Annotated in this window: 23 protein-coding genes, 1 tRNA gene and 1 pseudogene; 12 read left to right on the forward strand and 13 right to left on the reverse strand. The window is 34.4% G+C overall.

What is annotated here, in order from left to right; all coding sequences use genetic code 11:
* Nucleotides 1-12 precede the first annotated feature (12 nt).
* Complete coding sequence (gene glmM / locus ABEB23_RS03740; RefSeq protein ID WP_348811031.1) at nucleotides 13-1401, forward strand: phosphoglucosamine mutase; 1389 nt, start codon at nucleotides 13-15, stop codon at nucleotides 1399-1401.
* Nucleotides 1402-1472: 71 nt separating this feature from the next.
* Here the strand turns inward: glmM and ABEB23_RS03745 are convergent, their stop codons facing one another.
* Complete coding sequence (locus ABEB23_RS03745; protein WP_348811032.1) at nucleotides 1473-2960, reverse strand: glycosyl hydrolase; 1488 nt, start codon at nucleotides 2958-2960, stop codon at nucleotides 1473-1475.
* A gap of 356 nt (nucleotides 2961-3316) precedes the next feature.
* Here ABEB23_RS03745 and ABEB23_RS03750 point away from each other — a divergent pair, with 356 nt between their 5' ends.
* Complete coding sequence (locus tag ABEB23_RS03750; protein ID WP_348811033.1) at nucleotides 3317-4804, forward strand: aminotransferase class V-fold PLP-dependent enzyme; 1488 nt, start codon at nucleotides 3317-3319, stop codon at nucleotides 4802-4804.
* Between the two features lie 126 nt (nucleotides 4805-4930).
* Here ABEB23_RS03750 and ABEB23_RS03755 read toward each other — a convergent pair whose 3' ends face one another.
* On the reverse strand, nucleotides 4931-5800 hold the full coding sequence (locus ABEB23_RS03755) for a lysophospholipid acyltransferase family protein (protein WP_348811034.1): 870 nt from the start codon (nucleotides 5798-5800) through the stop codon (nucleotides 4931-4933).
* Between the two features lie 123 nt (nucleotides 5801-5923).
* Between ABEB23_RS03755 and ABEB23_RS03760 the strand changes: the two genes are divergently transcribed.
* Together ABEB23_RS03760 and ABEB23_RS03765 are read left to right on the forward strand one after the other, a co-directional pair.
* The gene (locus ABEB23_RS03760; protein ID WP_348811035.1) at nucleotides 5924-6562 is read left to right on the forward strand and encodes a rhomboid family intramembrane serine protease; all 639 of its coding nucleotides are present in this window, start codon (nucleotides 5924-5926) and stop codon (nucleotides 6560-6562) included.
* 52 nt (nucleotides 6563-6614) lie between these two features.
* Nucleotides 6615-7304: an SIMPL domain-containing protein gene (locus ABEB23_RS03765; RefSeq protein WP_348811036.1), complete on the forward strand. Its 690-nt coding sequence runs from the start codon at nucleotides 6615-6617 to the stop codon at nucleotides 7302-7304.
* A 159-nt stretch (nucleotides 7305-7463) separates the two neighbouring features.
* Here the strand turns inward: ABEB23_RS03765 and ABEB23_RS03770 are convergent.
* The 6 genes and pseudogenes from ABEB23_RS03770 to ABEB23_RS03795 all read right to left on the reverse strand — a co-directional run bounded on the left by ABEB23_RS03770 (nucleotide 7464) and on the right by ABEB23_RS03795 (nucleotide 10345).
* A tRNA-Tyr gene (locus ABEB23_RS03770) sits at nucleotides 7464-7544 on the reverse strand.
* Nucleotides 7545-7718: 174 nt separating this feature from the next.
* A pseudogene (locus ABEB23_RS03775) lies at nucleotides 7719-8105 on the reverse strand (TlpA family protein disulfide reductase); the annotation flags it as partial.
* 18 nt (nucleotides 8106-8123) lie between these two features.
* A complete protein-coding gene (locus ABEB23_RS03780; protein ID WP_348811037.1) occupies nucleotides 8124-8891 on the reverse strand; it encodes a DUF4369 domain-containing protein in 768 nt (255 codons plus the stop codon).
* 164 nt (nucleotides 8892-9055) lie between these two features.
* Entirely contained in the window at nucleotides 9056-9310 is a 255-nt protein-coding gene (locus ABEB23_RS03785) for a hypothetical protein (RefSeq protein ID WP_348811038.1), read from the reverse strand.
* Nucleotides 9311-9491: 181 nt separating this feature from the next.
* Nucleotides 9492-9932: a KTSC domain-containing protein gene (locus ABEB23_RS03790; protein WP_348811039.1), complete on the reverse strand. Its 441-nt coding sequence runs from the start codon at nucleotides 9930-9932 to the stop codon at nucleotides 9492-9494.
* Nucleotides 9933-10096: 164 nt separating this feature from the next.
* A complete protein-coding gene (locus tag ABEB23_RS03795) occupies nucleotides 10097-10345 on the reverse strand; it encodes a hypothetical protein (RefSeq protein ID WP_348811040.1) in 249 nt (82 codons plus the stop codon).
* 91 nt (nucleotides 10346-10436) lie between these two features.
* Between ABEB23_RS03795 and ABEB23_RS03800 the strand changes: the two genes are divergently transcribed.
* The 8 genes from ABEB23_RS03800 (at nucleotide 10437) to ABEB23_RS03835 (ending at nucleotide 17099) form a co-directional block, all read left to right on the forward strand.
* On the forward strand, nucleotides 10437-11006 hold the full coding sequence (locus ABEB23_RS03800; RefSeq protein ID WP_348811041.1) for a hypothetical protein: 570 nt from the start codon (nucleotides 10437-10439) through the stop codon (nucleotides 11004-11006).
* Nucleotides 11007-11144: 138 nt separating this feature from the next.
* Nucleotides 11145-11375 (forward strand): hypothetical protein, encoded by a 231-nt coding sequence (locus ABEB23_RS03805; RefSeq protein ID WP_348811042.1) that lies wholly within the window; start codon nucleotides 11145-11147, stop codon nucleotides 11373-11375.
* A gap of 14 nt (nucleotides 11376-11389) precedes the next feature.
* On the forward strand, nucleotides 11390-11770 hold the full coding sequence (locus ABEB23_RS03810) for a YchJ family protein (RefSeq protein ID WP_348811043.1): 381 nt from the start codon (nucleotides 11390-11392) through the stop codon (nucleotides 11768-11770).
* A 69-nt stretch (nucleotides 11771-11839) separates the two neighbouring features.
* Complete coding sequence (locus tag ABEB23_RS03815; protein ID WP_348811044.1) at nucleotides 11840-12958, forward strand: vWA domain-containing protein; 1119 nt, start codon at nucleotides 11840-11842, stop codon at nucleotides 12956-12958.
* A gap of 180 nt (nucleotides 12959-13138) precedes the next feature.
* Nucleotides 13139-14602, forward strand: coding sequence for a magnesium chelatase (locus tag ABEB23_RS03820; protein ID WP_348811045.1), 1464 nt, complete (start codon nucleotides 13139-13141; stop codon nucleotides 14600-14602).
* Between the two features lie 192 nt (nucleotides 14603-14794).
* Nucleotides 14795-15388 (forward strand): 2OG-Fe(II) oxygenase, encoded by a 594-nt coding sequence (locus ABEB23_RS03825; RefSeq protein ID WP_348811046.1) that lies wholly within the window; start codon nucleotides 14795-14797, stop codon nucleotides 15386-15388.
* Nucleotides 15389-15533: 145 nt separating this feature from the next.
* Entirely contained in the window at nucleotides 15534-16106 is a 573-nt protein-coding gene (locus tag ABEB23_RS03830) for a DUF6642 family protein (RefSeq protein ID WP_348811047.1), read from the forward strand.
* A gap of 135 nt (nucleotides 16107-16241) precedes the next feature.
* Entirely contained in the window at nucleotides 16242-17099 is an 858-nt protein-coding gene (locus tag ABEB23_RS03835) for an EamA family transporter (RefSeq protein WP_348811048.1), read from the forward strand.
* A gap of 116 nt (nucleotides 17100-17215) precedes the next feature.
* Here ABEB23_RS03835 and ABEB23_RS03840 read toward each other — a convergent pair whose 3' ends face one another.
* The 5 genes from ABEB23_RS03840 to ABEB23_RS03860 all read right to left on the reverse strand — a co-directional run bounded on the left by ABEB23_RS03840 (nucleotide 17216) and on the right by ABEB23_RS03860 (nucleotide 21538).
* Complete coding sequence (locus ABEB23_RS03840; protein ID WP_348811049.1) at nucleotides 17216-18127, reverse strand: hypothetical protein; 912 nt, start codon at nucleotides 18125-18127, stop codon at nucleotides 17216-17218.
* A gap of 113 nt (nucleotides 18128-18240) precedes the next feature.
* Nucleotides 18241-18558, reverse strand: coding sequence for a hypothetical protein (locus tag ABEB23_RS03845; protein WP_348811050.1), 318 nt, complete (start codon nucleotides 18556-18558; stop codon nucleotides 18241-18243).
* A 130-nt stretch (nucleotides 18559-18688) separates the two neighbouring features.
* The gene (locus tag ABEB23_RS03850; protein WP_348811051.1) at nucleotides 18689-19831 is read right to left on the reverse strand and encodes a saccharopine dehydrogenase family protein; all 1143 of its coding nucleotides are present in this window, start codon (nucleotides 19829-19831) and stop codon (nucleotides 18689-18691) included.
* Nucleotides 19832-19993: 162 nt separating this feature from the next.
* Nucleotides 19994-20989 (reverse strand): metal-dependent hydrolase, encoded by a 996-nt coding sequence (locus ABEB23_RS03855; RefSeq protein ID WP_348811052.1) that lies wholly within the window; start codon nucleotides 20987-20989, stop codon nucleotides 19994-19996.
* 78 nt (nucleotides 20990-21067) lie between these two features.
* Complete coding sequence (locus tag ABEB23_RS03860) at nucleotides 21068-21538, reverse strand: type ISP restriction/modification enzyme (protein ID WP_348811053.1); 471 nt, start codon at nucleotides 21536-21538, stop codon at nucleotides 21068-21070.
* Nucleotides 21539-21715: the final 177 nt, after the last annotated feature.

Genomic DNA, 21715 nt, shown 5'->3' on the forward strand with positions numbered 1-21715 from the left:
TAATATAAAAAAATGACATTAATAAAATCAATATCAGGAATTCGAGGAACAATAGGAGGAAAGGTAGGAGATAATCTGACTCCGGTTGATGCAGTGAAATTTGCTTCTGCTTATGGAACTTGGTTGAAAAGTTATACAGGAAAAGAAAAATTGACCGTTGTTGTAGGTCGTGATGCCCGTATTTCTGGACCTATGATTCATAATTTGGTGGTAAACACTTTAATCGGTCTTGGAATTGATGTGATTGATTTGGGACTTTCGACTACACCAACTGTTGAAGTTGCTGTTCCTTTAGAAAAAGCTGAAGGAGGAATTATCCTGACTGCATCTCATAATCCAAAACAATGGAATGCCTTAAAACTGCTGAATGAAAAAGGAGAATTCTTAAATGGTATTGAAGGAGAAAAAATATTACAAATTGCCGAAGCCGAAGCTTTTGATTTTTCGGACGTGGACAGTATCGGTGCTGTAATGAATAATGATGCTTACATGGACATTCATATTGATGAGGTATTGAATTTGCCTTTGGTAGATGTGGATGCGGTAAAAGCAGCTAAATTCAAAGTGGTGGTTGATGGTGTAAACTCTTCTGGAGGAATCATTATTCCAAAATTATTGGAATTGATGGGAGTGGAAGTCGTGAAATTATATTGTGAACCAAATGGTCATTTCCCACATAATCCAGAACCTTTAAAAGAGCATTTGACGGATATTTCAGAATTGGTAGTAAAAGAAAAAGCGCATTTAGGTATTGTAGTAGATCCGGATGTGGACCGTTTGGCATTCATTTGTGAAGATGGAGAAATGTTTGGAGAGGAATATACTTTGGTGGCTTGTGCGGATTATGTGTTGAGCAAAACTCCAGGGAATACTGTTTCGAATATGTCTTCTTCACGTGCTTTGCGTGATGTAACGAATGCACATAATGGCAGCTACGAAGCCAGTGCTGTAGGTGAGGTAAATGTAGTAGAATTGATGAAAAAGAATAATGCTGTAATTGGTGGTGAAGGAAACGGAGGAATTATTTATCCGGAATTGCATTACGGACGTGACAGTTTGGTGGGTGTGGCTTTATTCCTGACGCATTTGGCCAACAAAAAAATGACTGTTTCTGCATTGCGTGCTTCTTATCCGGAGTATTATATGAGTAAAAATAAAATCGAATTAACACCACAAATTGATGTTGATGCGATTTTAGTAGCAATGACAGAAAAATACAAAAATGAAGATATCACAACTATCGATGGAGTAAAAATTGACTTTGCTGAAAATTGGGTTCATTTAAGAAAATCGAATACGGAACCAATTATTCGTATCTATACAGAAGCTGCTTCTCAAAAATTGGCAGATGATTTAGCATTACGAATTATAGATGAAATAAAAGCAGTGGCAGGAATATAAAAACACTGCTATTTAAATTTAAAACCCTTTCAAAGTAATCCACTCTGAAAGGGTTATTTTTTTTTGAAAGATTAATTTTTAATGACTTTGAACGATTGCTGTGAAGTCCCATAAGTTACGGACACAATGTATATGCCTTTGGCAAGATCAGCCCCAATTTTGATGTCTTGGTTGGTGAAAAAAGCATCAGAGGAATAGCAAACAATTCCTTTTATATCAAAGATTTTTAAATCTAATTTTTCATTCGTTACTGATTTAATTTTGAATGTGCCTTCATTTGTAAAAGGATTTGGAGAAAAGATATTGGAATCCGTTTCCAGTTTAATATCGTCTGTTCCAAGAGCTGATTCAGCAGTAACATCGATATAATTAAAATTAAAGTCTTTAGTTTTAAAAATAATTTTGAGATAGACTTCTCCTTTTGGCAATGTAATTCCACTGACTATTTTATCTGCATACGTTTGCCAAGCACCTGTTATAGGGAAAGATTCATCCGTTTTTACAATAACATCGTTTACACTAATGTCAAATTTACCAGGAATTGCAGGAGATGCTAATCTGAATTTCATACTGTATAATCCGGCATTTGCTACATTAATCATATATTCTGCCCAGTCCCCAGGGTTTATAAAACAAACATTTTGCCCAGTTCCGCTATCAGTTGTATTTTGCAAACCGGTACCGTTACGTCGATAATGTTTTTTAGCAGGAATCAGACCGGGAACATTCATTTTTTTTGCAGTATAAGGCACATTTATGTATGCTGAGCCTATAGGTTTTAAAACACCACTTGTTGGACTTAATAATTGTCCTTCCAACATATCTGTCCAGTTTGCAGGAACTCTGCCGGTAAACCAAGAATACCTGTAAATATCTGGATCGTTTTCAAAACTTGTCAAAATGTCTTTCATGAAATTGATTTTCTCGGTACTGGTTTGAATTACTCGATTAGCAAATTCAGTTACCCAAATAGGTTTGTTGTACTTTTTTAAACCATTGGTTACTCCAATAACCGAAGCAGCAGTATCATCATAAGTGTGAAAGGCTATATAATCTACGATACAAGTTGGACAGAGCCTAAAAAATTCATCATGCCAGGCAATAGGACTTTGATAGCCGCCATAATTATCAGGTCCATTGTAAGCAGGTGATGCACTAACAATTTTCAAACCTTTTGCGGAGGCTATCTTTTCAATATTTGGCCATGCATTAACCGCTTCTTGGGGAGTTAATTTTGCTCCATCATTAAAGTTAGGCTCATTAAAAGCAAGCAAATATTTAGCTCCTGGTTTTATATTGGCAATAAATGAATCTGGATTATTGATTTTGCCCCACGCCATTGGAACAAATTCAACTCCTAAAGAAGCATAACTTGCATTAACGGCAGTTTCTGGAACCGGAGACCAGTTATACCACCAAGAAATGCCTGGTTTTAGCGCAGTAATGTCTGCTACGGAATGGGAACCATATGCAATACCGCGTTTTGGACTTTGGGCAAAAAGAGGAGAGAGAAAAGAGATAACAAAACTGAGAATAAAAAGTACTATTATTTTGATCATTAGTAGGATGAGTTTTTATAAGTTTTACAGAAGTACTTTGAAAAATGTTTTTTGGAACTTTTTTGAATTTCAAATTTAGGGTGACCAATCGATTAAATAGTAATAATAGTTCCCTACAAAAACACATCAAATAGGATCTTACGACTATACAAAAACTTACTAAAATAAAATTTAATTATTTAGTAATGAATTGTCTATGTGTTGGTTTGTGGATTGTTTTTTTATTGATTCTTGCGTTTTTGTAATCTTGTATGGATGGCAAAAGGGGTGGATGGATTTTTCAAGATTTCTTTAACATTTTCAAACAACTAAATCCATTCAAAAAACAATATATTTGTAATCAAATGGATAATACAATGACAAATATTAAAATTTCGACCCAATTAGAACAATACTTTGATCAATTTCGTAAGAATGTTATTGGGATCGATCAGGAGTTTGAATCTCCTTATGGCAAGAAGAAAATCATCTATACGGATTGGACTGCAAGCGGAAGATTATATCGTCCTATTGAGGAAAAATTAATGAACGAGTTTGGTCCTTTTGTAGCCAATACACATACCGAAACAACAGTTTCAGGAACTGCAATGACAAAGGCTTATATTAAAGCCAGAAATATTATCAAAAATCATGTAAATGCCAGTACTGATGATGTTCTGATCACTGATGGAACCGGAATGACGGGGGTAGTCAATAAATTTCAACGTATTTTAGGTTTGAAAGTACCCGAAAATCTAAAAGATTTTATAAACCTTCCAGCCGAAATGAAACCTATCGTGTTTATTTCACATATGGAACATCATTCCAATCAGACCTCTTGGCTGGAAACCATCGCCGATGTTGAAGTAATTCCATCGACGGAAGACGGCCTTTTTAGTTTGGAGAATCTCGCTATTTTATTAGAAAAATATAAAGACAGGGCTTACAAAATTGCTTCTATAACTTCTTGTTCAAATGTTACCGGAATTAAGACACCTTATCATCAGGCTGCAAAATTAATGCATGAACGTAATGGTGTTTGCTTTGTTGATTTTGCCTGTTCAGGACCTTATGTGAAAATCGACATGCATCCTGAGGATCCAGAGTCATACTTGGATGCTATTTTCTTTTCGCCACATAAATTTCTTGGTGGCCCAGGAACTTCCGGTGTTTTAGTTTTTAATAAAAAGTTATACAAAAATATGGTCCCTGATTGTCCTGGAGGAGGAACCGTTTCTTGGACCAATCCTTGGGGGGAGCACCAATATATAGATAATATCGAAGATAGGGAAGATGGGGGAACACCGGGATTTCTTCAAGTTATAAAAACCGCATTGGCTATTCAGTTAAAGGAGCAAATGGGAATTGAGAATATATTGAAGAGAGAACATGAGATTGTAGATTATGTTTTTCAAGAATTGGGAAATATTCCAAATATCAAAATTCTTGCCGGTCAACATCATAATAGATTAGGAGTAATTTCTTTTTTTGTTGAAGATTTACATTTCAATTTGGGCGTGAAGTTGCTAAACGATAAATTCGGAATTCAAACACGTGGCGGATGCAGTTGTGCCGGTACCTATGGTCATTTTCTTCTGCATGTCGATCAGGAAGCATCCAATAAATTGATTAATGAAATTAGTTTAGGTGATTTAATCAGAAAACCGGGCTGGATCAGAATGTCGATTCATCCGACCACTACCAATGCTGAAATTGAATTTGTTTGCAATAGTATCAAATCATTGGCGGAAAATCATAAAACGTGGGCTTTGGACTATGACTATAATAGAGAGACCAATGAATTTATTCACAAGCAGGCTCAGCCAATAGAGGATGAATTAGTGAAAGAATGGTTTTCTTTGTAAAGATTCATAGATTCATAGAATTAAATAAAAAATCACTTATTCAAAAATTATAATTTTTGAATAAGTGATTTTTTATTTAACTGATCACCAAGACTGAATACTGCGTGATTACTGAACACTCTACCTCTAACGACTGTGTTTCCATCTCTTGTGAGTCCATAAATAGTACTCAGGTGCTTCATAGATTTGTTGTTCTACGAGTTTTAAGAAATGATCTGTAATTTCGTAATTTGGAACTTCTTCTGCATTTTCAGAAAGAATTTCAAAACTGGATTCGTAATACCCTCTTTTTAATTTTTTTGTTTTAAGGAAAATAACATTCATATTATATCGTTTAGCCAGCATTTCGGCTCCTGTATGCACTGGCGTTTCGATACCCATAAACTTAGTCCAATGGTATGCAGAATTTGCTCTGGGTGATTGATCACTGGCAAACCCGTACAGTGAAAGTTTTTTGATTCTGTTGTTCTCGATAATAGTAGGAATGGTTTCCTTCGTTGTAATTAGGCTGGCTTTAAATTTAGATCGAATTTTACGGACTAACTTATCGAAGTAAGGATTCTTTAATTTTTTATAAATACCATAACTTTCAAATGTAGTATAAGAATTCATGGATACCAACCACTCATAGCTCGCGTAATGAGCACACATTAAGGCAACACTTTTTTCTTTTTTCTCTAATTCTTTATATATTTCAAGATTTGTAAAAACAAAACGTTTTTCCATTTCGGCTTGTGAAATAGTCATTGTTTTGATCATTTCCAAAAACATGTCGCACAGATGGTGAAAAAACTTTTTTTCTATTACTAATCGTTCCTCAGCAGACAGATGAGGTAATGCCATAGCTAAATTTTCCCGAACAGTTTTTTTTCGGTATCCCACTACATAATAAACAATGTAGTAGATGAAGTCTGAAAACAGATATAATAAAGGAAATGGCAGTATCGAAATACACCATAAAAAAGGGTAGACAATAAGGTAAATTAAGTAACGCATTTTTTGAAATTTCGACAAATATAATTCAAAAAATCCTTTCGATAGACAGTTTATGAGTTCTGATGAATTTTAGAATTATAATATTACTTAGATTTACATTTTAATAAAAATATATACCAATTTATGAGTACCATTTTAATTGCAATAATTGTTGCAAATGTTTTAATTAGCTACAAGGGGTTTAATGATTATGCTTTTTTTAGAAAATACGAATTTCATGTTGGCAGCATTCGTTCGGGTGAACAAATCCGAATGTTGTCCTCTGGTTTTCTGCACGCAGATATTACCCATTTAATTTTTAATATGTTGACACTTTGGTTTTTTGCTCCAGTAGTGATGAACTATTTGGGCGAATTATCTTTTGGTTTGATCTATTTTGGCAGTTTGATATTTGGCAGTTTGTTGACTATGGTTTTTCATAAAAATGATTATAGTTACAGAGCTGTTGGAGCATCTGGAGCGGTAACCGGAGTATTGTATTCTGCTATTTTATTGCAGCCGGATATGATGTTGGGGATCTTTTTTATCATTCCGATGCCTGCCTACCTTTTTGGAATACTCTATTTGCTGTATTCTATTTATGGAATGAAAGCAAAGAATGATAATATTGGGCATACGGCGCATTTTGGAGGCGCTATTGGTGGTTATTTGATTACACTTATCAAAGAGCCCCAATTATTCACAGATCATACTTTAATGGTTGTTTTATTGGCGATTCCTATTGTGATTCTTTTCGTAATGGAAAAAATGGGAAAATTATAATGGCACAACTTTTGAAAGGGAAGTTATACAAAATAATTAAAATTTTATTCAAATGAAAAAAGCATTATTAGTTTTAGCAATTCTGTTCATTACAGTATCACAGGCACAAGAAGTTAAGCAAATTCCTCAAATTATCGTAAACGGAGAAGGCAAAGTAAAAGTGGTTCCAGATCAGGCAGCAATAGCTGTCACTGTGGAAACAAAGGGGAATAATGCCAAAGACGTTAAAAAACAAAACGACGAAAAGATAGAAGCTGTCTTGAAATTCATTAAAAAAATGAATTTAGCTCCGGAGGATTTTAAAACCAAGCGTGTTTCTTTGAATCCTCAATACGACTATGAGAAGAAGAAACACAGTTACAATGCGACTCAAACCATTGAAATTTTGTTGAAAGATTTATCAAAGTATGATGAATTGATGGAAGGTTTAGTTGGTGAAGGAATAAATAGAATTGACAATGTAACTTTCCAATCATCGAAGTTAGCGCAATACCAATCGGAAGCCAGAAAATTGGCTATGAAAGAGGCTAAACTAAAAGCGGAGGATTATGTATCAGTATTAGGGCAAAAAATAGGTAAAGCGATTACTATTTCTGATAACTCACAAACTTATTATCCTCAGCCAGTATATGGAGCCATGAAAACAATGGCGATGGATAGCGAAGCGGCACCAAGAGAAACTTTGGCAATAGGTGAAATCAATATTACAGCTAACGTAAGCGTCAATTTTATTTTGGAATAAATAAAAGAATAATATAATTGAAAAAGTCTCGATAACTATCGGGACTTTTTTTTGTAATGTTCTCTATAAAATTGCTGTCTGAATAGAAAAAAAAATATTTGCTCTGGGCAGGGCAAAATTGTATAAAAAAAAACTCTTCAATTGCTTGAAGAGTTTTTGTGGGGAGAGCAGGATTCGAACCTGCGAAGTTCACACAGCAGATTTACAGTCTGCCCTCGTTGGCCGCTTGAGTATCTCCCCAAGACTGAACTGGTATAGCTTATTGCGATAACCGGGTGCAAATATAGCAACTGTTTTGAAGTTTCCAAACAATATTTGCACTTAATTTTACTATTATTTTTAACCTGTTGGTATTGAATAAAATAAAAAAATCTCCACAAGGGAGATTTTTTTTATTTAGGTAGAATTGATGTTTTATTTAGACAAAAGTTCTGAAATTTTTGCTCGAAGGGCATCACCTCTCAAGTCTTTTGCAACTATTTTACCTGATGCATCCAATATGAATGTGGCAGGAATAGATTCGACTTTGTATTGAGCTGCGATTGGTTCATCCCAAAATTTTAGATTAGAAACCTGTGTCCAAGTTAATTTATCTTTTGCGATAGCTTCTTTCCAAGCTTTAGCATCTTTGTCTAAAGAAACGCCAATAATATTAAGACCTTTTGAGTGGAACTCTTTATAAATTGCTACAACGTTTGGATTTTCTTGACGACAAGGACCACACCATGATGCCCAAAAATCAACTATTGTAACTTTTCCTAAACTCTGTTTCAGGGAAATTACTTTTCCTTCAGGATTAGGAGCTGAAAAATCTGTTCTTCATTTAGCTTCCTCTGCTGCTGGAGCTGGAGGAGGAGTAGCACCAACTGAAGGAGCTTTCATTTCAGTTAGTTTAGCTTTAACGTCTTTACCTGGTTTTGTGTTTTTTAATGACTCGTCAAGGCTGTTGTATAAAGCTTCTGCTTTTTTTACATCAGTGCTAGGGTCATTAAGCATACCTTTAACGATTAAAGCAGATATAAAAGATTTTGGGTGTGATTCAGCATAAGTAACGTATTTAGCTTTTGAGGCTTCACCAACTTCTTGTTGAATTTTTGCGAATTCTTTCATCAAACCATTGATTACAGCAGTGTCTTTAGTTTGTTGTGCTGTATTCATCAATTGTGTGTTTTTAGTTTGAAAATCAATCAATTTCTTTTGAACTTTTGTGATTTCCTCGTTAAATTTAACGTACTCATCGTTGTTATAAGTTCCTGAAACTTTTGATTTTTGAATACTATCTTTGTTAATAGCGATAGTAACTTCAGCATTTTCTAAAATAAAAGGGACTGGCGCTTGTGCACCTTCCAGTTGGATAGTGTAAAATGCAGGTTCAGTGATTTTACCTTCCATTACAAATTTACCATTTTCAACTTTTACAGTATCTTTGGCAACTAACATACCATTAGTATCTTGTGTAGCCAGGATTATTGTTTTACCATTTTCAACCCCTGTTGCAGTACCTGTGATAAGGTATTCATCTTTTCCAACTTTGCTACAAGAAAATAATACAACAGTAGCAGAAAGTAATAAAATTATTTTTTTCATTATAAATTAGTTAATTGATTTAAGTCTGCAAAAGTATTTAAAATTATAAAGTATCAACAATTTTACAGGCTAAATTTTTGTTATAGTTTTTGTTTTTTAACTGAACGGAAGAGAATGGTGTTTTTTTTGGACTATTTAATAGAAATAATGAACTAAAAATAGATTTAAAAGAGCTGAGTCTCCATTTCTGAAAAATTGTATTTCGATTCGCATTCTTCAATGTCAGATTCAGCCTGTTCCAATTCATTATTAGTAATCTTGATATCTAGATTTATCAATCTTAATTTTTTGTGTAAATCAGGACATACAGGATTTGATTTTAATTTGAAATCGATTTGAGATTTCTGTGTTTCAAGCAGGTCAAGGGTTTCTTTTGCTTTTTTATATTGCCGTTTGTATAATTTGCAAGGGGTATTCATAATAATAAGTAGGTTTAATTATAGTTAGTTTGGTTTGGCTAAACTATTAAAAACATGTTTATTGTGCAATACTTTGTAAATTAATTATTACGAACGTTATTTTATTGGTAAATCAAGAATTATATGTATAAAAAAAAAGCACTCTTTTTGGGAGTGCTTTTCTGTTCAATGTACAATAAAACTAGTCTTGGTTGATTGTTTTTCTCCAAGTAAAAGAATTAAGAATATGTCTTTTTGCAAATCTTCCAGGAGAATCAGCATTAACCATTTTTACATAAGTTGCTTTAGGAACACTGATGTATTCGTAAACACTTCCGTTTGAAAAGTTAATAATCAATCGACCTTCAACGAATTTATAATCCGTAATGGTAGAAGTTGAGATAGTTTCAGTGTATTCTGGTAAATTTTGTTTAATAGTTTCAGGATTGATACTAACCAAAAAGTGGTAGGCTTCAATAATTTTTTTACTATTTTCTTCTGCTTCTTTTAATCCAGCTTCGTCTCCTTGAAATTTATCAGGATGCGCTTCTTTCATTGCATTACGGTAGATTGTTTTTAAATCTTTAAGCTCAGCAGTTTTGTCTACATTTAGCAGTTTGCGGTATTCAACTATTTTTTTCATAAATAAGGTAACTACTTGTCTTTTAGTATGAATTCAGTATTATTTAAATTCAAAATCGACAAATTTTTTGCAAAGGTACACTTTTTTTTAACTTTTTGGTTTATCCAAAAAAAATATTCAATCAATGGTCTTTTTTTGAATGCGAAAAAAGTGAGAAGCCGTATTTATTGTTGAGGCTTATTATTGGCTTTGTCGAAGTTTTTTGACTTCTTTGGGTATTTGTTATAACTGATATCACTTGGGTTTTCAATTACAGATTTTATGGTAATCCAATCACCAACAGTATGATTGGCTTGTGCCATTTTATAATCCAAAAGATATTCACCACAAAAATAATTGCCGTTTTCATCTTTTTCCATTATTCCGGTGTAAACTCCCTTTTGCAGCATTTTTTCTTGTGAAGATTTGGACATGATCAATTTAATTTAAGAATTTCAAGTTGCAAAGTTAATCAATTATTGTTTGTTTCGTAATGTTTTAGAGTTTCTCATTACCTTTGTTTTCATGGAAAAAGTATTTCGCCCCAGTCCCAATTCTTTCAAAAATACCTTTTGTATATTTAAAGAAGAAAACAGGAAGGCAATTGAAGGTTTGCCGGTGCAGTATGAAAGTAAATCTGGCAGCACCTATTATTATACAAAAAAAGGAATGTATCGCTTATCGAATCATTGGGGACGCTTGGCGAACAGTAAATGGAGATTAGAGCCTTTGGAGCCGGAAACTGAATCAAAAATTAAACTGGGTTTTGCTCCCTGGACAGCATTTTATCCGGACAATGCTTTGGATAAACTGTATTACATAAAGGCCGATTATATCAAAAATACGGTTAATTATCAACATAAAAATAATCCTGAATACGATAATAAAGCGGTACTTCGGACAAGTTTTGAAACTACTAAAAGAATAAAACAGATTCGAAATTTGCAAAATCTGACTTCTTGGGCCAAACATTTTGATTATGATGATTTGGATATTCTGAGACAAAAAATTATAAATGAACTAATTTTTACCAATAAGACTTTGGAAGAAATAAAAAGAGAAATACAATGGGTAGAAACAACGAAAGAAATATAAAAAAGCACAACGATAAGTTGCATAAAGCGCAGAATAAAGTTAAGCAGGCAGAAATTCTTCGTAAGGAAAAATTAAAGGAAATCACGAAGAAATTTAATGAGAGCAAAACCGCCGAAGACTAACTAAATAACCAAAACAATGAAAAAAAATAATTTTGATGATTTAAAAATTGGTGTTCAGGAAATAATTGATTTGATCGCCAGTAGAAATGGGAGAGAGGCTAATAATAAATTGGCTGAAGTTAGTGAGGAATTGGATGAGTTACTTGATTATTCAGAAGATGATGAAGATTTAATGGAATTAAGCCGTTACCAGGTTTTATTGAATCAATTGCACCAAAGAATAGTGGAACTTGATGGGCAAATTTAAGTTTTTATTAAAAAATGACTTCAGATAAATGTTATTGCGGTTCTTCAAAAAGCTTTGCCGATTGTTGTGAACCTTTAATTAAAGGAATTCAAAACGCATCAACTGCAGAGTCTTTGATGCGTTCCAGATATTCGGCTTACGCCACACATGCCGTTGATTATTTAGTTGCTACAACACAGCAAGAAGAAAGAAAGTATCATTCGAAATCGGATATTCATAACTGGGCAATCAGTAATCAATGGCAAAAACTTGAAATTATTAAGACTACCGAAAATACGGTGGAGTTTAAAGCCTATTTTCAGGACAGTAATAAACAGAATCAAATACACCACGAACATTCCACTTTTGTACTTGAAAATGGAAAATGGTTCTATGTAGATGGGGAATTTTATTAATTGTTTTTAACGAAAAATTAATAAACGTTTGTTAGAAAGGCGTTTTAAAATGATGTAAATTTATTTTCTATGAAAAATGATAGTAGAAAAGGATTTTATTTCAAGCAATACGAAGCGCCATTCCAGTCTCCGTTTGATAAACTCTTTGCGATTTTCAAAGAGTTAATCACACATACTTCGGGAGATTTTGATGAAGCAATTGATTGGCTGCGGGAATTGGACAAAGAATATAAACTCACCGATGAACAGTATACGATTGATGATTTTATTGAAGATCTAAAGAAAAAAGGTTACATCCGTGAAGAACTCAAAGACGACGGAACACCCGGACTGGGAATCACTTCCAAAACGGAGCGCGCTATTCGGCAACAAGCATTAGACAATATTTTTGGTAATTTAAAACGTTCCGGAAGTGGCAATCACAAAACGAAACATACCGGAAATGGGGATGAACATACCGGAGAATTTCGGGAGTTTCATTTCGGTGACGGATTAGAACGTATTTCTCTGACCGAGAGTTTGCGAAATGCCCAAATCAATAATGGAGTAGATGGTTTTCATCTTACCGAGAATGATTTGGTTGTCGAAGAAACCCAATACAAATCACAGATGAGTACGGTATTGATGATAGACATCAGTCACAGTATGATTTTGTACGGTGAAGACCGAATCACACCAGCCAAAAAGGTAGCGATGGCTTTGGCCGAATTAATCACTACTCGTTATCCTAAAGACACTTTGGACATTTTGGTTTTTGGAAATGATGCTTGGACAATTGCCATCAAAGATTTACCATATTTGAAAGTGGGTCCTTATCATACCAATACGGTGGCAGGACTGCAACTTGCCATGGATATACTTCGTCGGAAACGAAATACTAACAAACAAATTTTCATGATTACCGATGGCAAACCGAGTTGTGTGCGAGAAAAAGACGGTTCCTATTATATGAACAGTAATGGTCTAGACGAGTATATCGTGGACAAATGTTATACTCAAGCACAACAAGCCCGAAAATTACATATTCCCATCACCACTTTTATGATTGCTAATGATCCGTATTTGCAAAAATTTGTCAATCGGTTTACCGAAGCCAATCAGGGGAAAGCATTTTATACCGGACTGAAAGGTTTGGGAGAAATGATTTTTGAAGATTATGAAACGAATAGGAAGAAGCGAGTAAAATAGTTTTTAATCACAGTCTCAGTTTTCGATTGTCACGCTTAGCGAAGTTGAAGTACTTTTATAAAGGTTCTAAGTTACTAAGAATCTAAGTTTTTTAGTTGGTACACTGAGCGCAGTCAAAAAAACTTTTTAGAAAAACAAAGTATATTGATTTTTAAATCTTTCAATTTTTAAATATAAAACATGAAAATAGAAAACATAAACACATTAGGCGAATTAAAAAAATCAGGATACCAAAGCAAAAGTATTAAGGACGAATTGCGTTCCAATCTCAGAGAAAAAATAAAATCAGGGAAACCTACATTCGAAGGTGTTCACGGATTTGAAAACACAGTTATTCCTGAATTGGAGCGTGCTATTTTATCCCGTCATAATATTAATTTGTTGGGTCTTCGCGGTCAAGCCAAAACTAGATTGGCGCGTAAAATGATTGAATTGCTGGACGAGTATATTCCGTTTGTCACTGGTTCAGAAATAAATGATGATCCATTGCAGCCTCTGTCGCGTTTTGCCAAAGATATTATTGAATCCGAAGGTGATGATACACCGATTTCCTGGTTGCACCGAAGCGATCGTTTCTATGAAAAATTGGCTACACCCGATGTTACTGTTGCCGATCTAATAGGTGATGTCGATCCCATAAAAGCGGCCAATTTGAAACTTTCATATGCTGATGATCGTGTAATTCATTTTGGGATGATTCCAAGAGCAAATCGCTGCATTTTTGTTATCAACGAATTACCGGATTTACAGGCAAGAATACAGGTGGCTTTGTTTAATATTTTGCAGGAAGGTGATATTCAAATTCGTGGTTTTAAATTGCGATTGCCACTCGATATGCAATTTGTTTTCACGGCTAATCCCGAGGATTATACAAATCGTGGCAGTATTGTAACGCCATTGAAAGACCGAATAGGTTCGCAGATCCTGACGCATTATCCTGAAACTATTAAAATTGCGAGAACCATAACAGAACAAGAAGCTAAACTGGATGTAGCACAAAGCGATTTGGTCTATGTTCCTTCATTGGCAAAAGATTTATTGGAACAAATTACTTTTGAAGCTAGAGAAAGTGAATATATCGACCATAAAAGTGGTGTGAGTGCGCGATTGAGTATTACAGCATTTGAGAACTTATTGAGTACTGCTGAGCGTAGGGCTTTGAAATCGGGTGCTGATAAAACCACTTTACGGCTATCGGATTTTATGGGAATTATTCCATCCATTACCGGAAAAGTAGAATTAGTATATGAGGGAGAACAGGAAGGAGCTGCGGAAGTGGCACAGCATTTAATTGGTGATGCCATTCATACCTTCTTTCCTGCTTATTTTCCAAAAATTGAAAAACTCGAAAAACAAGGTGAGAAAACGCCATACACCGATGTCATTGAATGGTTTTTTGCAGAAAGCGGTTTCGAATTATTTGACGATTGTTCGGATGAGGAATATCAAAGAATTCTGGGAAGTATTGTTCCGCTTGAAATTTTAATCAAGAAATACCAACCGGAACTGAAAAAAGAAGATAAATTTTTCATGAAAGAATTTATCCTTTGGGGCTTAGTAGAATACAAAAAACTGAGTAAAGATCGCTTTTCAGAAGGACATCAGTTCAAGGATATTTACGGAAGCTTTATCAGTAAGCTGTAAAATAAAAAAAGGTTAGCAATCGTAGCTGACCTTTTTTTTTATTAGTGAATTGACGGTCTATTGCAACAAATGAAGCTTTTTAAAAGGTTAAATTACAGGAATTTTGTTTATTTATTTCATAATGATACGATAACGATTTTATTTAGTCTACCTTGTCCCGTTGGCAGTCTTTTCAGTCAATAAAAAACAGACATGGAAAATAGCTTTGAAGCTTTGATTGCTACATATATTGAAAATAAGGTAGGTATATCGGATCATTTTTTGAGTGCCACATTGGCCAATAATTTAAAGAAAAATCTACTGGCTTTAAATCAGGATAGCTTATTGAAAGCCGCTGGAATTGGGAATGCTGAGAAACTTTCTTATGATGGAGCCATACGAAGTGATTCTATTTATTGGCTTGACAAAAAGCACAACAACGCATTTGAAAATGAATTCTTTGCTCAAATCGAAGAATTTATTAAGTATCTAAATACCAGTTGTTATGCAGGAATAACAGGTTATGAATTCCATTATTCTTTGTATGAATCAGGGGATTTTTATCTCAAGCATTTGGATCAATTCAAAAACAATCCCAGTCGGAAGTACTCCATGATTAGTTATCTAAATAGCAATTGGGAAGAAAGCGATGGAGGAGAACTGCTAATTCATCAATTAGACAACAATCAAAAAATTTCACCTACTCAAGGCAAAACCGTTTTCTTTAAAAGTGACGAGTTGGTCCATGAAGTTTTAGTAACTAAAAATACCCGAATGAGTATTACGGGTTGGTTGAAGAGCGATTGATAGGTTAATTAATTCAACAACTATTGGAAGAGGATACTTATTTCACAACGATTTCTGAAAAGAACTTAAGTTTTTGATTTTTAATTATTTAAAAATAGTGAACTTTGTGTTTCACTGTATGCTGGTACTTTAAACAGTTAAAATCATGTCAATAGCCAATTTATATGATAAAAACATCTTTTGCCTAGAAGGCGATTGGGAATCGGATTTACGTAAAAAAAGTTCGGTGCAAAGTGCCTTGCAATTACTGGAAGCCAACCTTGAGATTGACACCATTTATAAAACCTGTTCCACTTATGAAGAATTTTGCAACCGTTTATTCACACTTACCGGCGACAAAAGAATTTATGGAAAATATTCCATTATTTATTTAGCCTTTCACGGGAGGAAAAGTAAAATTCAAATTGGCGAAGAACACTATACATTGGATCAGATTAGCAATCAGTTCGAAAATCTGTTGCAGGATAAAATTGTTCATTTTGGCAGTTGCAAAACTCTTTTTATACAAGAAAAAAAGGCCAAAGAGTTTTTACATAAAACGGGAGCTCTGGCTATTTCGGGCTATGCGAAAAATATTGATTTTATCTCAAGCACCGTATTTGACGTTTTGTATTTTGAGATGTGTCAAAATTATGTGGAGATGGAAGCCATTAAAAGAAACATGTTCAAGAACCACAAAGAACTGTGTGAAGCCTTGGATTTTAAAATTTATTATTGAAACTATTTATGAATTTGGAATAGTTATTCTTTACAAATTTTATCCTCCAGTCCCAAAATATCTTTTGAGAATTTAATTTCAGGAGCAAGACCGATCCTAATATAAGTAGTATTTTTGCGACTTAAATATAATTTTATGCTATTTCTAATTTTAAGTATTGTATGCAGCGTTACTGTTGGGGTATTGTTTAAAATTGCTCGTCATTATACCATTAGTATTCCTCAAATCGTTGCTACAAATTATGTGATTGCTCTTTTGCTTTGTTATTTTTCATTCAGCCCTGATCTTAGTGCTTTAGGAAGTACAGCACCTTGGAGAATTTATGCTGCACTGGGGATTTTATTGCCATCTATTTTTCTTTTTTTGGCGGCCTCGATAAAACATATGGGAATCGTAAAAACCGATGCGGCCCAACGACTTTCCTTATTTATTCCCATTCTGGCTGCTTGGCTTATTTTTAAAGAAGAGTTCGATACATATAAGGTTACGGCTTTTTTGATAGCATTTCCGGCATTATTGCTTATTCTCACAAAACCTTCAGGGAATACTGAAAATAAATGGGGATATCCTGCTGCAGTTTTGATTGGATTTGGAGTTATAGACATTCTTTTTAAACAAATTGCTATTTATACGGATTTGCCTTATACAACCTCGCTATTTGTTGTTTTTGGCATAGCCATGACGATAATGATTGGTGCTGTTGGTTATGAAGTCGGTTTTAAAAAGGTGCCAGTAAGCAGCAAAAGCATTCTTTTTGGAGGTTTGGTTGGCGTTTTTAATTTTGGAAATGTACTTTTCTACTTGAAAGCACATCAGGCATTTGCCCAAAATCCTTCCACCGTTTTTGCAGGAATGAATATGGGGGTTATTATAATAGGCAGCCTTACTGGCGTTTTAGTTTTTAAGGAAAAACTAACCAAAATGAACTTTGCAGGTCTTTTTTTAGCATTACTGGCAATTGTTTTAATTGTACTCTCACAGACTAACAAGTAAGTAGAAATTATTTGAACATCTTCCGGAGAAGAAATATCAATAAAGAGTTGTTTTTGCAACATAAAAAAAAGCAGCAAATTTATTGTTGCTGCTTTTTAATGTTTTTAGTGGATTGCTTATTTTTTTGGTAAAACATGTGATCCAAAATTATATGAAACGGTTATTGCAGGTCCGTTATATCCCCATTTGAGATAGCCATTTCTGTTTTCCTTTTCTACATCTAAGTCAAAAGTAAGACCGGTATAGCCAGCGGTTAGATTAAAGTTTTTGTAAACATTATATAAAACAGATACGTTGTAACTTATAATACTACCATCAACATTATCAATCTTAGCAGAAAGGTAATTTACATTGGCATAGGCACCAAAACGTTTGCTAATTACAAATTCACCCCATATCCCAACGTCAGGCAGAGGAGCTGTAAAGTCAAAATTATCTCTTACTTCAGCAGTTTGCCCGTTGGCTTCTAATTTTAACCCCATATCTCCTAAAAGCACGTGTGCTCCGACTAATAATCCTGCCTCATATTTTGGTTTGGACAGAATAGCATAGGAGTATGCAAATCGAATTATTTGGGTATCAAAAAAAGCGGATACTTTTGCATTAAGATCAAACACTTCATCTCCAAATTCTATTTGTTTATCGATGGTTTTGGTCGCGTCTCTGTTTAAGTAAAAATATTCAAGACTAAATCTTGATCTTCTGGAAACTCTCCATTCAAAAGAAGCTAGGAAAGAGGCTGTACTTTCTGTAAAACCAAGGTCATCTTCAAGGTCAATATCAGTTCCTATACTGCCGCTACTGTTCCCAACCCTTATTTCTGTATTGTTTATAGGCATAAAAGCACCTGCTGTAAATTTGAAACGTCTTCTATACCAAGGAAGTTCTTCTACATTATAATCATTTTGTTCATCGGGTGCTACATTATTAGTGGTGCTCATAGTTTCTAATGAAGGTTCAGACGCCGTTTGTGCACTAGCCGAAAAATAAAAAAAAGATAGTAGTAAACAGTAAAATAAATTTTTCATACGATTTATTTTTTAGGTTCTTAATTAAATTCTTGTTTTTCCTATTAAAATTACAAAAAAAAAAGATTCGCCCTCTATTTTCTACTATAATTAATTGAAAGTAAAATAGATAGCTAAAAAAGGGTGCCCTGTATCAGTTCGGGTTGTGGATTACCTTTGAATTTGAAGGTGTCAGTTACAAAAAACTGTTTGATGTTCTCGTCAAATAGTCTCAAAACAACACTGTCACAAACAAAATGTAGCTCTATTTTGGTAAATAAATGATTCGCTTTTTTCGCATCAGTCGCTTTAAATTCGCAGATGGTTATATGTCCTACTGAATTTTTACTGTGAAACCAGCCTACTTTAGTCGCCAATTGTTCTTTCATGGACTTAATCAAAACTATGACAGCCTCAGGAGGGTAAATGGCAAGAGAATATTGTTTTTCCATAAGTAATCCTTTTCTAATACTGTAAAAGTAAAGATTTAGTTTTTATGGGTATTATTCTTCGCTTCCTGATATAATTATCACCCAGTATTGTATTTGTGGTAATTATTCCAACCGATGGATTTGATTGTATCTATACTTTCCCGTAAACAGGCAGGATATAATTTCCGTTTAAAAAAGGTATAGGGTCAATTTGGCTTTGCAGAACCAGTCCTTTCTGAGGAGTTTCGAGTAAGAGTTGTGCCGCCTGTACTAATGGAGCAGCTGTGGTGGTTTGAATAGCTCTCAATTGATGTTTTCCTACTTTTTGTGAAAAGATACGTTTTGCAATCTCTCTTCTGCGTAAAATACCTGTTGCATCTTTACCTTCTACCGCAGCATACAAAACAATTTGGTCGTCTTCAATATGAGGGATTACAGCTTCCATTTTTTCTTGCAGACTTTTGATCGCATCGGGACTGTTTCCTAAAAGCTCAAGTTGCTCTTTTATCCATGCATAATGACCGGGATGGCGTAAGGTTTTGTAATCGAGGGAACGAACTTTTCCTGATAATGCGTCTGGTAAATCTGCGGCACCTCCTGACGTAAGATCATCTTCATAAGCAACGCCATCAATAATAATTATAGCTCTTTCCGAAAGTGAAGGCAAGATTGCTTTTTTAAAGTCCCGAAGTACTATAGCGTCTTTCAGGTACTCTGTAGCCACACCCACAGGACTCCAGGTAAATCCATAATAATGTGGGGCTACCGCATGATTGGTAAGAGCGCCTACTTTTAATTCCAGTTTGTCTGCTGTATCAACTTTAAAGTCATTACAAAACTGTTGAAAAAGGCCATTGGCGAGTAAGTCTATATAACCGGGAGCAAGACCAGTCTGAAGTATAAATCCCGTTTCGGCTCCTTTAGCCATTGCCATTATAGCTTCGGTCTCTGCGACATATTCGGTGAGGTTAGCATAATGCATCTGAAAATCTTTGGCAAACTGAGCCATTTTTGGAGCCATACTGCCAGGTAGACAATCGAGTAGTATATCTGCTTTTTGGAATATCTCTTTCATTTCTTCAGTGAGACCTTCTTCAGCCAGATGAAAGTCTTGAACGGAACAGGGTTTTGTTGTCCCTTCCGATATCCATTGGGCTACTTTTTTTGCCTTAGAATGGGTACGATTGCCAATAAAAAGGCTAGGGGGTATTTCACTCCATTCCATCAATAATAGGCCTGCAGCTTCGGCAATTCCACCGGCTCCGGCAATAACAATTGTGTGGTGCTTTTTCATAGCATAAAGTTACCAATTTTTCTTGATTTAGTATTTGATTGTATGTGGTAATTTATTGATTTTTAAATAATTGTATTTAAATAGTCAGTTGGTGCCAATACATCAGAGAACGAGAAATTGTATAGCAATGGAATATTGCTTTTAGAGCAGAAGAATTTGGATTTAATTCCCTTGCAACCGAATAAAGATTTTTTGAAGTAGTAGTTTACCGTCACGTTTTTGCTTGGCTACTTCTACTGCTTCTAATTTGGAACCGGATAAGATAAATTGGTAACTGAAAGCAAATTGAGGATGTTTTGGATCGTCATTTAAAAGACCAAAGCGCAAGTCGTTGAAATAGAAAAAATTGTTTCTCTTGGATACGATATACCAGCCTTCACTAACTTTTTTCAGCTTTTCAAAATCGGGATTCCCTTTTAATTGTGATTCCAAAGCCTTATTTTTTGTATAAGTAGTAAATGATATGGGTTGACTGTCAAAAAGAGAATAATCAGCCAACAGGTAGGAATCGGCAGTTGATATGTTTGCATTCCATAAAATCAGGTTGAATGCCGTTGGTTTTACAATGATTTCAGAATATTGGATTCCCTGTGTAGTCAATGCTTTTTCAAATTGGTGTAAAGCATATAATTTGATAAAGCAAGACAAAGCAAGATAGGCACTACTGATGAGCAATCCCCTTAAAATATGTTTTTTACGAACTAATGTATCTTTTGTTTTCCAAACCGCTACCAAAGCAATAAGCAACGGGATAGTGTATAAAGGATCAATTACAAATATGGTTTTTAAGGCAAATCGATAATCCAGCGGCCATAAAATCTGTGTTCCCCAGGAAGTAAACATATCCAATAATACATGAGTAAATAAACACCAGAATGTCATGTTTGCTGCTTGGACGACCTTAATTTTTCCTTTTTCTATTTTTGAAATAATCAAAGCCAGAATAGGAGACAGCAGCAGAAAAAATAATAAGGAATGGCTCAGACTTCGATGAATCAGGATTCCATCCACAGGATTTAAGAACATGCCCACTACAATATCTAAATCGGGCAGTGTACCTAAAACAGCACCATATAAAAAGGTTTTATTTTTAAGTTTTTTGCCGGCACAAACTTCAGCTACAGCTATTCCTAAAGCGATTTGGGTTAATGAATCCATTTCGCAAAAGTAACTGGAAATTACGGAATTTTAAAAGAGTTCAAGATTTTCTATTGTATCAGTAAAATGACATGATTCTTAAGTATCACCACCTTCCATATTGTTGAGGGGATTTTTTTCGGCTGATGGATTTTCCGGTAAATGAATTTGGCGAAGGCCACTACCTAAAGCCACTAATTTCCAAAAAAGATTGGTATCTGTTGGATAGGGAATATAGGGGAATTCAATATTTAAAAAATCTTTATATTTTTCATGGGAATTGGGCAAATGTAAAACGGCATAGCTGTAATTTAACAAATCTAGAGGTGTAAAACTTTGTTTGTATTCGGACCGAAGCTCTTTGCTATTGGCAAAACAGACTTCGCCTTCTGTTTCTTTTTCCTTAATAAAAATCAATCCCAAACTGTCTTCTATTTGTTTTACTATTTCTGGGTTGGGGTTGAGTGTATTTTGGAAGGTAATTTCCATTGACTGTCCACTTGGAATAGCTCCAAATAGTTCATCAATTTTGAATACTTTTTCATATTTATCCTTAAAATTTTTATTCATAAAAATGGGACTGGATGATTATACGTAAAGGTATTTATTTTATCATTTAAAAAGTACAGTTATGCTCTTAACGCTGGATTCACAGTAAGTCAGAATATCCCCACGCTTAAGATGAAAATCAATTTTTATGAAGCTACATAAGGTAACTTTAATTAAATTTGATTTATAATTGTGTTT

The organism is Flavobacterium maritimum (assembly GCF_040049085.1).
In the GTDB taxonomy this organism is placed as follows: Bacteria; Bacteroidota; Bacteroidia; order Flavobacteriales; family Flavobacteriaceae; genus Flavobacterium; species Flavobacterium maritimum.